This window comes from Streptomyces sp. NBC_00457 (assembly GCF_036014015.1).
In the GTDB taxonomy this organism is placed as follows: Bacteria; Actinomycetota; Actinomycetes; order Streptomycetales; family Streptomycetaceae; genus Streptomyces.
The window spans coordinates 6,174,567-6,186,617 of the sequence record NZ_CP107905.1 but is presented as its reverse complement, the minus strand read 5'-3'; the positions used below and the strand labels follow the sequence as shown (position 1 = coordinate 6,186,617).

Genomic DNA, 12,051 nt, shown 5'->3' with positions numbered 1-12,051 from the left:
TTCTGCACCGGGGCGGGCATCCGGGCCGGGCGCCACCCCCTTCACGGGCAGCCGCGCGTACCGAAGAATCGCCGTATGTCCTCCCGAGCCCTGGTCCGGGGCCGGTCCCGGCGGGAGGCCCTGGCGCTGACGGCCGCGGGGGCGGTGCTGGCTGCCGGGTGTACTTCCTCCCCTCCTGCACCGAGCCCTGGTCCCAGTCGCAGTCCCCGTCCCAGCACCAGCCGTAGCAAGGCGGCGGCCCGGCTCCCCCTGGTCCTGGCCGTCCATCCCACCCGAGCCCTCGGACTCGCCGCCGGCAGAGGGCTGGTGGCGGACCTGCGGGACGGCGGGAGCGTGGCCTGGGAGCAGCTCGGTGGGCAGGGCGGGCGCGCCCGGGTCGTCCGCGGGGCGCCGGGGTCCGACCGGGAGGCGGTGACGGCCGTACGACACGACCCGGACGCCATCGCGGTCGTACGGGCCGACGCGCTGGACCCGAGCGTGGCCGCGCTGCCGGTCGACGGCCGGGACCCGGTGACGGAGCCGGGCCGCTATCCGGTGACCGTGGCCTCCGAGAAGGGGCCGGACATGGTCGTCACGACGCTCTGGACCGGCGACATCATGCTCGGCAGGCGGGTCGGTGAGGGCATCGCGCGGGCCGGGGATCCCGGAATGCCGTTCGCGCGGACGCGGCGTCGGCTGAGGGCGGCAGATCTGACCGTCGGGAACCTGGAGTGCACCCTGTCCCGCGCCGGGGAGCCGACCCAGGGCGGGGACTCCTTCGCGGCGGACCCAGCGGTGCTCGGGGCTCTGCGCGGGGCGGGCTTCGACGTGCTGCTGCTGGCCAACAACCACCTCGGCGACTTCGGCACGGAGGCGCTGCGGCGGACGGTGCGGGCGGTGCGTGAGGGGGGTTTCGCGGCGACCGGGGCGGGCGAGAACCTCGCCGCCGCCCGGGAACCGGCGATCGTACGGGCGCAGGGCCTGCGCTTCGGGATCCTCGCCTTCAACGCGATCGGCGAGACACCGGCGGCGGGGCGGGCGACGCCGGGTGCGGTGCAGGTCCGGATGCCACCGCGGACGGGCCCGCTGGACATGCCCAACCTGGCGGCGTTGGAGGCCTCGGTGCGTGACCTGCGCAGGCAGGTGGATGTCGTGGTCGTATGCCCGCACTGGGGGCAGCAATACACGCACCGCCCCGTCGAGGAGCAGCACACCGTCGCCCGGCGGCTCGTCGACGCGGGCGCGGACGCGGTCATCGGCTCGCATCCGCACTGGGTGCAGGGCATTGAGCTGTACCGGGACCAGCTCGTCGCGCACTCGCTCGGCAACTTCGTCTTCGACATGGACTTCTCCCGCCAGGTCCGGCAGGGCGTGGTGCTGGAGCTGGTGTTCTGGGGAGCCCGGGCGATGGCGGCGAGGCTGCTGCCGGTGCGGATCGGGGACGGGCATGTGCCGCACTTCCTGGGGGCGGGGAGCGGGGAGGCGCGGGAGATCCTGGCGGATGTGTGGCGGACGAGCGGAGAGCCGTTCTCGGAGGGCGTCGAGTGAGGCGGGGAACTGATCGATCCCTGCTGGCGTCGTGACGTCCATGGCGCAGGGTGGGAGCACGATGGAAGAGGAACCGACGTGGGCGGAGCTTCTGCTGACCTTCGCCATCATCGCGGCCGTCCCTACCGTCATCGGAGGGGCGTTGTTCCTTTCCCTGTTCGGATTGACGATGTGGGTGACGGCGCCGCTGCGGCGGCGCAGGCGCGCACGCAAGGCAGAGTGATCGACGCGATCGCCGGTCCGGGAGCAACGGCCTACGTGTCGCTGTCGAAGGCGATGTGCAGATGATCCCGATGCACGCGATCGGAGAAGAACGCCCCGCCCCCGAGCAGCCGCGGCCCGCCGATGTTGTACGCCCCCGCCCGCGCCGCGTCCCGCATGAACCCGTCGATGAGCGAGTCGGGAGTCTCCGGGTCGATCACCGACCTCCCGTCGACCGCCCACACGTCGAACGCCCGCATCCGCGTGTGATCGCTGAGCCGGTTCGTCCCGAAAACGTTCCGCGGGTGCCCGGTGTGCACGACGCTCACATCGATCTCGTACGTCTCCGCGAGCGCGAGCAGCGCACGCAGCGCCCTGGGCCGCAGCCGGCCTGCCCGTACGTCGGCGTCGGCGGCGGGCGGGAGGTGGATGCGGTCATGGCCGACGACCCGCTCGATCAGCGCGCCGGGCCGGGCGAGGGGCGGCGCGGGACGGGACGGATACAGGGCGCCGACCCGCCACCCACCGGGCGACCGCCCCAGCCGTACGTCGACGGTGGCACCCCCGGCCCGGACCGCACCGTCCTCCGCACGCCCCCACTGACGCATCGCCACGAGAACACTGGCCCGCGTGGCGAGCAGCCCGCCGTACTGCGCGGCGATGACACGGGCGGTGGCCTCGGAACCGGCGTCGAGGAGGGGTTGAGCCTGATCGACGACTCCAGGCGCGGAAGCGGACGACACGCCCTGCGCCTCCGCCCTCCGCCTCGCGGGCCCGGTTCCGCCCTGCCCACGGGGCCAGGTACCGAGGGCTTCGAGAAGCCGTACGGCGTTCCGCTTGGCCTGCGGTTCGACTTCCGTGCGGGCGAGGGGCCAGGGGGAGGCGGCGGGGAGCGGTGTTTCGGTCGGCGTCGGGAGCACCGAGGTGGGCGTCCGGGGAGGCGTGCCCGAGGGACTGGGCTTCTCGCCGGCCCGCTCCTCAGAGGTACATCCGACTAGCCCCAGCCCGGCAGCGGCGGCGGCCAGGAGAAGGGTCCGCCTGGCGGGTTCGGTCACTTCTTCAGGGTGCCGGGGCGGGCGGAGGGGGTGTCAAGGCGGTGGCACAGGCGCGGCGGTAGTGGAGGTTCGCGACCAGCGAGCTCGTCGGCGCAGAACGGGCGGGAGACGGGCGCACGCGGCACCGCTCATCAGGCCCCTCCCTGATGCCGGCCCAGCGCCATCGCGCACAACTTCGGCCCCCCCTCGAAGGGCACCGTCTCGCCCACCGTCCGGTAGCAACCTGTACGTCGGCCACCGTGGCGAACCTGACGTCCAGGAGATCGAGGGTGCGCGCGGCTTGTTCTTCCGCCCGGGCATAGAGGCCGGCACTCTGGTGGGCGCAGAGGGGGCGGGGGGCTGTATCAATGTGCGGCTCCGCCGCGTGGGCGCGACCAGCCACGACGGCGCCGCGGACGGCCGACGGGATCAGGATCCGTTCAGGCCCGCCGCAGTCAGCGTGAGGTGCTGGACCAGCATCTCGGCCGCCCCGTCGGCGTCCCGCGCCAGCGCCGCCTCCTCCAGGCGGCGGTGCTCGCGGAGGCCGTCCCGGTCGGGGTTGCGGTGCGACGACCAGCGGCGGGCCAGCTCGCTCACGGTCCACAGCCGGTCGCAGGTCTCCAGCAGGACGGGGTTGCCGCAGCCCTCCAGCAGGGTGCGATGGAAGGCCCGGTGGGCCTCGGCCCAGGCGCCGGTGTAGTACTCGCCCTCCTCCGGCAGATACGGCGGGGTGCGGGCCAGGCGGTGGTGGGCGGCTCGTACGCGGGCCTCCCAGTCGAGGTCGCCGCGCTCGATGGACATGCGCAGCACGACCGGTTCGACGGTCCGGCGGGCCTCCGCGATCTCGTGCCAGCGGAGGTCGGAGGAGGCCGGGACGGCGAACCCGCGATTGGGCAACCGGTCGGCGAGACCCTCGCCGACCAGCCGCACGAGCGCTTCGCGTACGACGGCCAGGCTGACGCCCTGCTGCTTGGCGAGGTCCTGCGGTTTGAGGGCGTCACGGGGGGCGAAGTCACCGCGCATGATCGCGTCGCGCAGGTGCGCGTAGACCTGCTCGGAAAGCATCTGCTTCCCCGAGGAGGTCGGGGTGCTGTCGGCCGTCTGCGTCATACCTCGAGCATAGACGATCCGTTCAATAATCGATTATCCATGTTATGGTCGATCTGCATCAGACAGAGAGGAACGACGCGATGAGCGCCAACGACCCGTTCGCCCGCCTCCCCGAGGCGGCTTCGTTCACCGTCACCAGCACCACCGTCACCGACGGCACGGCCTGGTCACCCGAGCAGTTCTCCGGCATCTTCGGCGTCCCCGGCGGAAAGGACGTCTCCCCGCAGCTTTCCTGGAGCGGCGCCCCGGAGGGCACCAAGAGCTACGCCGTCACCGTCTACGACCCCGACGCCCCGACCGGGTCCGGGTTCTGGCACTGGGCGGTCGCCGACATCCCCGCCACCGTCACGGAGCTGCCCGAGGGCGCCGGCGACGACACCGGCTCGGGCCTGCCCGAGGGTGCCTTCCAGCTGCCCAACGACGCCCGCCTGGCCCGCTTCATCGGCGCCGCCCCGCCGGCCGGACACGGCCCGCACCGCTACTACGTCGTCATACACGCCCTCGCCGTCGAGTCCATCGGCGTCGCGGCCGACGCCACCCCGGCCCTCCTCGGCTTCACCATGGCGAGCCACATCCTCGGCCGCGCGGTCCTGACCGCCACCGCCGAGACGCCCGCCTGACGACGGCGTGTCCCGACTCATCGACACCACGGAGATGTACCTCCGTACGGTGCTCGAACTCGAGGAACAGGGCATCGTCCCGCTGCGGGCGCGGATAGTGGAACGGCTTGCCCAGTCGGGCCCGACGGTCAGCCAGACGGTCGCCAGGATGCAGCGGGACGGCCTGCTGCATGTGGCCCGCGACCGGCGACTGGTGCTCACCGAGGCGGGCAGGGCGCTGGCCACCCGGGTGGTGCGCAAGCACAGGCTGGCCGAGTGCCTGCTCGTCAGCGTGATCCGGATGCCATGGGAAGAGGTGCACATCGAGGCGTGCCGCTGGGAGCACGTGATCTCCGAGTCCGCCGAGCGGCACCTCTACGAACTGCTCGGCCATCCGGACCGGTGCCCGTGCGGCAACGTCATCCCCGGCTTGGACGAGCTGGTCGCGGAGGCCGGCTGTCCGAGGTGAGCCTCCGCGTCCTGCCCACGCACTACCCGCGGGCTATGCCGTTGCCGCAGAGGACTGGGCCGTGAAGGCGTCCGCGTGCTCCGTGGCCCACTGGCCGAAGGTGCGGGCCGGGCGGCCGGTGACCTTCTCGACGGTGTCGACGACCGTTCGGCCCACCTCCGGGGTGTTCCCGTACGCCTCGAGCAGGAAGCCGATGACATCCTCCGGGTGGCCCGCCGCCCGCCACTGGGCGACTGCCTCCCCCTCGGTCAGCTCGGCCAGGGCGATCTCCCGGCCACAGGCGGCTGCGATCGTCGCCACCTTGTCGCCGACGGTCAGCAGCTCGGGACCGGTGATCACGTACTCCTTGCCTCCATGCCCCTCCTCGGTGAGCGCGACCGCGGCGACCGCGCCGATGTCGCCCTCGTGCACCATGGCGCTCAGCCGAGAGACGAACGGCTCGCGCACCACACCCGAGGCCATGATCCCGTCCGCCCACTCCAGGGCGTTGGCCATGAACTCGACCGGCATGAGCACGGTCCAGTCCACACCGTCGTCGGCACGCACGGCATCCTCCAGCAGGGACGGCCCGCCGCCGTGCAGCACGGTGACCCGGCGTACGCCGGCCGCGCGGGCCAGCTCCAGGATCCGCGGGCCGGTCTCCAGCGGAGCGAAGTAGGGCCCGCCGAAGGTGATCAGATGAAGGCCGGTGACGCCCTCCAGGGCCGGGATCAGGCTGTCGGGTTCGGTCAGGTCGCCCTGGACGACCTCGACGTCGGCCGGGAGGTCGGCCGTCGCCGCGTCCCGGGTGAGAGCGCGGACCGCGTGGCCGCGGGCGAGCAGTTCGGCGACGACCTGGCGGCCGACGGTTCCCGTGGCGCCGGTGACAAGGATCTTCTGCGTCTGCGTGCTGTTCTGCGTCATGGAACGACCGTAGGAAGCCTTGCGGTCAGCTTCTGTCCGCAAGGCTTCCCTGCCAGAGATGGCGGGCGTGTCCTAGGCGCCGGAGTGCAGCAGATCCCAACGCCACGCGGCAGCGCCGCTCACGTCCCCGACGGCCGCGGCTGCTCCGGCGGAACCGAGCTCTCGGCAACCGCCATCCACTGGTCCAGGTCGGCCTGGGTGAACTCTGCCCACGGCGGGATTCCGGGGAGCTGGCGGAGGAGGTCGTAGGCCTCGGGGATCTGGGCTCCGCGGAGGACCGGGCAGTGGCAGCCGGCGATGACCTCGGCGTTCAGGTGTTGGAAGTCGGTGACGACCGTCCCGAACTTCTGGGCGTCCAGCAGGGCGACCCAGGGGGAGACCAGCCTTCCGCCGAAGAACTGGCCGTCGCGGAATTCGTCCGGCGACAGCGCCGCCGTCTCGGGCATAGGCGTCGGCACGTTCGTGGCGAAGGTGTCCACGGCCCACAGGACGTTGGCCTTCGGGTCGAAGAGGGCGCGGGTCGTGGGGTTGTCGTACAGGGGCGGTCGCTTGGCGACCAGGGTGCGATCGCCCACGTCGATCGTGTCGCCGTCGGTCATGAAGCGGCACCGGTTGACGGGCGTCTCCCACTCCTCGGCCATACGGCCGATGGAGAACCATGTCGTCAGCAGGGTCGCGTTCGGGCATTCCGCGAGGACCGCCAGAAGGTTGCCGGCGTGGTCGCGGTCGTCGTGGGTGAGGAAGATCCACCGTACGTCCAGGGGATCCACGACGGACCAGGCTGCCTCCAGCCACTGGGACCGCACTGCGGGTGCCCCGGTGTCCACGAGGACCGGTTCGGTTCCCCGGATCACCATCGAGTTCATCGGGAAGTGGCCGACCGGCGGGGCCTCAAGGGCCCACGGGATGACGAACGTCTCCTCAGCGATCTTGTACGGCTGCAGCAGGTTGAAGCTCTGCAAGGTTGTCATCGCTGCTCTCCTTAGGACGGAGTCGCCGCAGCGGCCATGAATCCAGTGCAGCCCCGTGCCGGGCTGTCGTCAAACGCAGAACTCGTGACGGTCGGCTCCCTTGGTGCTTCGCTGGAGCTGGTGATAACTCGCGCAGATGGGTGTGAGGTCATGGTCGCCGGGTGGGGCGGCCCTCCCCTGAGGTGCATCCGACGAGCCCCAGCCCGGCAGCGGCGGCGGCCAGGAGAAGGGTCCGCCTGGCGGGTTCGGTCACTTCATCAGGGTGCCGGGGCGGGCGGAGGGGGTGTCAAGGCGGTGGCACAGGCGCGGCGGTAGTGGAGGTTCGCGACCAGCGAGCTCGTCAGCACAGAACGGGCGGGAGACGGGCGCACGCGGCACCGCTCATCAGGCCCCTCCCTGATGCCGGCCCAGCACCATCGCGCACAACTTCGGCGCCCCCTCGAAGGGCACCGTCTCGCCCACCGTCCGGTAGCCCCATCCCTCGTACAGTGCCCGCACCTTGCCGTGCGCCTTGTGCACCAGGAGCGTGACCCGTTCCTCGCCGCGCCAACGCAGCAGCTCGTCATGGATCGTCTTGGCGGCTCCGGTGCCACGCCACCTGGCACGCACCATCAACTCAGACAGGGCGAAGGTCCGCGTACCGGTCTCCGCCGTGAACTCCCCCGGCAGAGGTGGGGTTACCTTCGCCCACCAGGTCGTGGCTGTGCTCAGCGGCGCCCCGTACGCGTAGCCGACCGGTTCGCCCTGGTCGTAGCCGACCACGCACGCGAAGCCCTCGCGAGCCGACCAGTGGTCGACGAACTTCGCGAACTCTTCCCGCCCGGCGAGCGGATCGTCACTGCCCTCGTACACCTCGTCGTGCACGTCCAAGAGGAGCCCGCGGATCACGCCCGCATCCGCGTGCCTGTAGTGCGTGAGGTCGAGATCAGCGTGCGTCGTCACGGTGTCCCTCCGGGGCGTGGGCTGCTGCGGTGACCCGCTCTATACGGGCCGCGATACGGCTGCTGGCTACCCCGGCGACCTGCACGTCGGCCACCGTGGCGGCTGCCCGATCGAGGTCTCCTTGGGCGAGCTGGAGTTCAGCGAGCAGCACCGTGTAGTAGGCGCGGTTGCGGGCGAACCTGACGTCCAGGAGATCGAGGGTGCGCGCGGCTTGTTCTTCCGCCCGGGCATAGAGGCCAGCACTCTGGTGGGCGAGGGCGGCCAGCCCGGAGAGTTCGGCCGGGGTGAGGAAAGCGAGCCACGAGGCAGCGCCCACGATGTCGGCCCGGTCGTAGGTGCCTTCGGCGGCGGCGAGCTGGCGGCCCATGCCCTTGGGATCACCCGTCTGGGCAAGGCAGTCGGCCAGCCGGGCGTGCAGGAGTGAGGCGATCAGCGGCTGGGCGCGTACATGCCGTTCTGAGAGCGCGGCCCGGTTGATGCGGGCGGCTTCTGCGGGCCGCCCGGCGTGCTCTGCCTGCGCGGCGAGGTCGGACCATGCCCGGGTCACCGCGATGGGATCGCGGGCCAGCAGTGCCGCTTGTAGCGCCTGGTTGCGCAGTTGGGCAGCGCGGGCGTAGTCGCCGCAGTCATGCGCAGACCATCCCGCGCAGGCCGCGACGTCGGCCACGGCTCTGGTCAGGGCACGCTCGACACGTTCGCCGTAGGTGCAGTGGTCCAGAGCGTGCTGAAGTCGGGTCAGGTAGTCGGTGGCGACGTCGACCAGTGCGCCGCCGCCGAGCCCGTTGAAGTGGGCGTCGAGGCGGGTGATGGTGCCCTGGACGCGATCGACGTCGGTCATGCCGAGGCGGCCTCGCCGGGGGGTCTGGTCTGTGCCGAGGGTGGCGGCGAGGGCCCCGGCGATGAAGGTCCGACGCTGCACCGGGTGCTGGTCCTTGACGGGTGCCGACTGCGGCCGGGCAGGAAGCGGTAAGGCTTTGCGCGGTACGAACCCCATGTCCTGTGGGCTGCGGCCGAAGATGTGCTGGAGAGGCCGAAGGTAACGGCTCCAGGGCCATTGGACTTCTCCGGAAATCCAGCGCCGTACATGCCGGTCAGTGCAGTTCGCTGCTGCGCCGAACTCGTCATCGGCGACCCGGTTGACCTCGTCGGCGAGCCGCTGGTGGGTGTAGCCGAACTCCGTGAGCAGCACTTCGAGCTGGGTGTTCCGCTGCTTCGCCATCAAGTCCCCCTGGTACGTGCGCCCTTCGAAGGTAGTGGTACCGCCTCCATCCGGTGGACGAAACTGTCCGGTCGGCTGTTGGGAACTGCTGTCGATCTGTCCTGACGGGCGGCAGCGCACTTCCGGTTTCCTCAGGTGCAGACGAAACCCCGGCGACCGTGCGACCGGTCCCGGGGCGTGGCCAACCTGAGGAAGCAGGTCGACATGCCGAACACTACGACTCCTGGGGAGACCAGCACATCTCCGCCCCGCCAACTCGACTCGGGGCCGGTCAATGAGTGGTTGGCCTCAGCCCACCCATCGCCGAACACGGCACGCACCGAGTGGAGCAGCGCCGCGAGGCTCGCGCTGATCCCGCTCGGCCGACGGTTCGAGGCGATCCGCCTTCCCGAGGACATCGCCCACGGCGCCGCGCAGAGCGATGAGCCGTCCACCGTGGGCGCCTGGCTCGCCCGGAACCTGCGCGGTCCGGTCATCCACGACCCTGGATTCCGCCGCTACTACGCCCTCGTACCCGTCGGCACGCACCAGGCATGGAGCCAGAGAGGCACGGAGTGCCTGAGCAACGGCACTTACCTGGGCGTGCCGCGCACAGACCGCGCCGAGCTGGACGCGGAGACGCTTGCCTCGTACTGGTTGGTGCCGGTGACCCGGCCAGGCCACTTGTGCAAGGCCGCCACTGTGCTGGAAGCCGTGCTCTTGGCCCGCGTCCTGGCCGATGAGGACGAATCATGACCGCGCCCGCGGCCGAGGCGCCGCCCCTGTCCGCCGAGTGCACGCTCGCGCAGAAACCCGAGTACAGCGACCTGCATCGGCAGTGCCGCCAGACCAAGGACGTGCCGCTACCGCATGCCGGCGGGGTATTACTGGCGCGCCGTTGCGGCTGCACCTGCCACAGACGGACCGAAGGCGAGCCGTGATCAAGATCCTCGCTCTCGTCGCGTACGTGGCGGCTGTTACCTCCCCCGTACTTGCCCTGGTGCCGGCACGGCTGCCCGCCTGACGCACCCCCACGGCGACCGCAGGGTCAGGGTCGCACCCAGAGAAGTCCCTCCCGTCGGATCTCCGCCAGGGTCCGCCGGGAGGCCCCCACGACTCCCAGGAGCGTGCACGTGCCCGGATCCACGTTCACCACAACCCTGAAGTCTGCCGCCACCTATATCGATGTGGCGGCCAATGCACACGGCGAGGAGAAGGCGCATCTCGCTCTCCAGGCACTCAAGCGAGTGCCCCACGCCGGCCCCCACCTGGTGGAGGTCGGGCCCGGAGGAGGCTCCGCCGTCTGCTATCTGGCCTCCCAGCTGGCCACGGCACAGCCCCGGATCGACGGTGTCTCCCTCACCCTGGTGGAAGTCCCGGGCGTGACGTCGGCGTCGCTGGAGCAGGCCATGGACGCCTTCAACCGCATTGGCAGCTGCCGCCTGCTCACCGGCTTCGCCCAGGACATCGGGGCCCTGCTCACCGAGCCGGCCGACGTCATCAGCGCGTCCGCGCTACTGCACGAGGTGTACTCGTACGGCGGCGGCTACGCCGGGCTGCAGTCGATGATCCGTACGCTGCCCACGGTGCTGAAGCCCGGCGGCATGTTCGCCTACCGTGATGTATACGCAGTGAAGACCGCGTCACTGCATGAGCCCACACTTCAGACGTACACCTCGCGATCGTGGATTCAGTTCATGCGGATGTTCTTGCCGCAGTACCTCCAGGAAGGCACGCACCCGTACCACAGCGCGGCGGACCTGCTCGTGTTACGGCAGGACTCAAGAATCGTGGCACCGGAGAACTTGGCGGAGCGGACCAGTGTGGTCGCCGCTGCCCCGGTCGGTATCTTCCGCGAGGTACAGCGGCACTACCTCACCTTGCGGGACCACATCTGGCGGTCGGGCGTCCTCGGGTTCACCCCGTACCTGGAAGGCCCACTGGCGGGGGACTGGATCGACGCCCGCCACGGCCACAAGCGAGTCCACTACGCGCTGACCGACAGCGAGTGGCTGCCTGCCTCACAGCGGACAATGCTGCTGGCGCTGAGCGAGCAGTACATGGACCACCACACAGTGGACGGGGACATCCTCGACGAGTGCACCGACATCGCCCTGCACGCGTTCCTGGCGCGTGCCGAGCAAGGCGACGGCGAATGCGCGGACGTGTGGCAGACCTGGGTCACCCGGGAGGGTCGGGAGACGTACGCGTACATGACGCTGGACGCCCTGCTGGCAGCGGTTGCCGTGCATTCCAGCGAGGCAGCGCACGACCAGCGCACCGTGCTCATGCCTGTGCGCCTGGCCGACGTGACGCGCCGGGACCGCGCCTACTACAACCGGTACCTGCGACGCGCGCTGTCCAACCCGCTGAAGGATGCGAAGCAGTTGGTGCTCTTCTCCAACATTCCGGTGACGGACACCGGCTCGTTGGGAGACGGGATGCACTGCCTTCAGCAGTGGTGCAGCAAGAGCAGCCTGGCCCGCGTGTACGCAGCCATCAACTCGGGAGGATGACCACAGTGGACGGACAGATCGAAGTCGAACGAAAGCGGGAACTGGCCGACGACGGAGAGACACTGGCGCGGTTGCTGACCGATCTGGGCTGGACGCCCGACGCGTCCGTGACAGAGGTGGACACGTACTACAGCCGACCGGATGTCGACTTCATGAAGACTGTCGAATGCCTGCGGGTGCGACGGCGCGACGGCTTCTCAGAGATCACTTACAAGCCGCCGTCCACCGCGGCCACCCACAGCACGGACAGCGTGATCTCCAAGCCGGAAACGAACGTGCACCTCGTGCCCGACCACGCGGAACAGGCCGACCAGCTCCTGGAGAACATCGGGATGCGGCGTCTGGTCCGTGTGGAGAAGCACCGGACGACGTACCGGCACCCGGCGCATCCGGGAGTCTCGGTGAGCATCGACATGCTGGCCGGAGTCGGTGCCTTCGTGGAGACCGAGGTCATCAGTGGGGACGCTGCGGCGGCGGCGAGAACCATCGCGGACACCGAGATGCGCCTGGGGGTGGCCGACCTCCCAGTCGTCGATCTGCCGTACCGCGACCTCGCCCTCAGCCACACACCTGTGTAACTC

Annotated in this window: 13 protein-coding genes and 1 pseudogene; 8 read left to right on the top strand and 6 right to left on the bottom strand. The window is 70.5% G+C overall.

Annotation, left to right across the window (positions count from 1 at the left end; translation table 11 throughout):
* Window positions 1-75 precede the first annotated feature (75 nt).
* On the top strand, window positions 76-1,527 hold the full coding sequence (locus tag OG828_RS28290; protein ID WP_328502691.1) for a CapA family protein: 1,452 nt from the start codon (window positions 76-78) through the stop codon (window positions 1,525-1,527).
* A gap of 61 nt (window positions 1,528-1,588) precedes the next feature.
* Window positions 1,589-1,750 (top strand): hypothetical protein, encoded by a 162-nt coding sequence (locus OG828_RS28285; protein WP_328362785.1) that lies wholly within the window; start codon window positions 1,589-1,591, stop codon window positions 1,748-1,750.
* Between the two features lie 31 nt (window positions 1,751-1,781).
* Here the strand turns inward: OG828_RS28285 and OG828_RS28280 are convergent, their stop codons facing one another.
* Window positions 1,782-2,471, bottom strand: a complete 690-nt coding sequence (locus OG828_RS28280; RefSeq protein ID WP_328502690.1) for a hypothetical protein — start codon at window positions 2,469-2,471, stop codon at window positions 1,782-1,784.
* Window positions 2,472-3,191: 720 nt separating this feature from the next.
* Window positions 3,192-3,872: a GntR family transcriptional regulator gene (locus OG828_RS28275; protein WP_328502689.1), complete on the bottom strand. Its 681-nt coding sequence runs from the start codon at window positions 3,870-3,872 to the stop codon at window positions 3,192-3,194.
* 80 nt (window positions 3,873-3,952) lie between these two features.
* Between OG828_RS28275 and OG828_RS28270 the strand changes: the two genes are divergently transcribed.
* Together OG828_RS28270 and OG828_RS28265 are read left to right on the top strand one after the other, a co-directional pair.
* Entirely contained in the window at window positions 3,953-4,492 is a 540-nt protein-coding gene (locus OG828_RS28270; RefSeq protein WP_328502688.1) for a YbhB/YbcL family Raf kinase inhibitor-like protein, read from the top strand.
* A gap of 7 nt (window positions 4,493-4,499) precedes the next feature.
* A pseudogene (locus OG828_RS28265) lies at window positions 4,500-4,928 on the top strand (metal-dependent transcriptional regulator); the annotation flags it as partial.
* Window positions 4,929-4,973: 45 nt separating this feature from the next.
* Here the strand turns inward: OG828_RS28265 and OG828_RS28260 are convergent.
* From OG828_RS28260 to OG828_RS28245, 4 genes are all read right to left on the bottom strand, one after another.
* Window positions 4,974-5,843 carry an NAD(P)H-binding protein gene (locus OG828_RS28260; RefSeq protein WP_328502687.1) on the bottom strand — a complete coding sequence of 290 codons (870 nt, stop codon included), beginning with the start codon at window positions 5,841-5,843 and terminating at the stop codon, window positions 4,974-4,976.
* Between the two features lie 119 nt (window positions 5,844-5,962).
* A complete protein-coding gene (locus OG828_RS28255; protein WP_210581585.1) occupies window positions 5,963-6,814 on the bottom strand; it encodes an MBL fold metallo-hydrolase in 852 nt (283 codons plus the stop codon).
* A gap of 384 nt (window positions 6,815-7,198) precedes the next feature.
* A complete protein-coding gene (locus OG828_RS28250; protein WP_328362768.1) occupies window positions 7,199-7,756 on the bottom strand; it encodes a GNAT family N-acetyltransferase in 558 nt (185 codons plus the stop codon).
* Window positions 7,740-8,975 carry a transcriptional regulator gene (locus OG828_RS28245; protein ID WP_328502686.1) on the bottom strand — a complete coding sequence of 412 codons (1,236 nt, stop codon included), beginning with the start codon at window positions 8,973-8,975 and terminating at the stop codon, window positions 7,740-7,742. Before OG828_RS28245 ends, OG828_RS28250 begins: the two co-directional genes overlap by 17 nt.
* Before the next feature lie 204 nt (window positions 8,976-9,179).
* Here OG828_RS28245 and OG828_RS28240 point away from each other — a divergent pair, with 204 nt between their 5' ends.
* The 4 genes from OG828_RS28240 (at window position 9,180) to cyaB (ending at window position 12,048) form a co-directional block, all read left to right on the top strand.
* Window positions 9,180-9,710 carry a hypothetical protein gene (locus OG828_RS28240; RefSeq protein WP_328502685.1) on the top strand — a complete coding sequence of 177 codons (531 nt, stop codon included), beginning with the start codon at window positions 9,180-9,182 and terminating at the stop codon, window positions 9,708-9,710.
* Window positions 9,707-9,895 carry a hypothetical protein gene (locus tag OG828_RS28235; RefSeq protein WP_328362756.1) on the top strand — a complete coding sequence of 63 codons (189 nt, stop codon included), beginning with the start codon at window positions 9,707-9,709 and terminating at the stop codon, window positions 9,893-9,895. The genes OG828_RS28240 and OG828_RS28235 overlap by 4 nt, the downstream gene beginning before the upstream one ends.
* A 192-nt stretch (window positions 9,896-10,087) precedes the next feature.
* Window positions 10,088-11,470, top strand: a complete 1,383-nt coding sequence (locus OG828_RS28230; protein WP_328502684.1) for a hypothetical protein — start codon at window positions 10,088-10,090, stop codon at window positions 11,468-11,470.
* Window positions 11,467-12,048, top strand: coding sequence for a class IV adenylate cyclase (cyaB, locus tag OG828_RS28225; RefSeq protein WP_328502683.1), 582 nt, complete (start codon window positions 11,467-11,469; stop codon window positions 12,046-12,048). Before OG828_RS28230 ends, cyaB begins: the two co-directional genes overlap by 4 nt.
* Window positions 12,049-12,051: the final 3 nt, after the last annotated feature.

What these genes read in the sequence shown, in the direction of transcription:
- OG828_RS28290 (WP_328502691.1), top strand. Translation starts at nt 76, where the DNA reads ATGTCCTCCCGAGCCCTGGTCCGGGGCCGGTCCCGGCGGGAGGCCCTG.
- OG828_RS28285 (WP_328362785.1), top strand. Translation starts at nt 1,589, where the DNA reads ATGGAAGAGGAACCGACGTGGGCGGAGCTTCTGCTGACCTTCGCCATC.
- OG828_RS28275 (WP_328502689.1), bottom strand. Translation starts at nt 3,872, where the DNA reads ATGACGCAGACGGCCGACAGCACCCCGACCTCCTCGGGGAAGCAGATG.
- OG828_RS28270 (WP_328502688.1), top strand. Translation starts at nt 3,953, where the DNA reads ATGAGCGCCAACGACCCGTTCGCCCGCCTCCCCGAGGCGGCTTCGTTC.
- OG828_RS28260 (WP_328502687.1), bottom strand. Translation starts at nt 5,843, where the DNA reads ATGACGCAGAACAGCACGCAGACGCAGAAGATCCTTGTCACCGGCGCC.
- OG828_RS28255 (WP_210581585.1), bottom strand. Translation starts at nt 6,814, where the DNA reads ATGACAACCTTGCAGAGCTTCAACCTGCTGCAGCCGTACAAGATCGCT.
- OG828_RS28245 (WP_328502686.1), bottom strand. Translation starts at nt 8,975, where the DNA reads ATGGCGAAGCAGCGGAACACCCAGCTCGAAGTGCTGCTCACGGAGTTC.
- OG828_RS28240 (WP_328502685.1), top strand. Translation starts at nt 9,180, where the DNA reads ATGCCGAACACTACGACTCCTGGGGAGACCAGCACATCTCCGCCCCGC.
- OG828_RS28235 (WP_328362756.1), top strand. Translation starts at nt 9,707, where the DNA reads ATGACCGCGCCCGCGGCCGAGGCGCCGCCCCTGTCCGCCGAGTGCACG.
- cyaB (WP_328502683.1), top strand. Translation starts at nt 11,467, where the DNA reads ATGACCACAGTGGACGGACAGATCGAAGTCGAACGAAAGCGGGAACTG.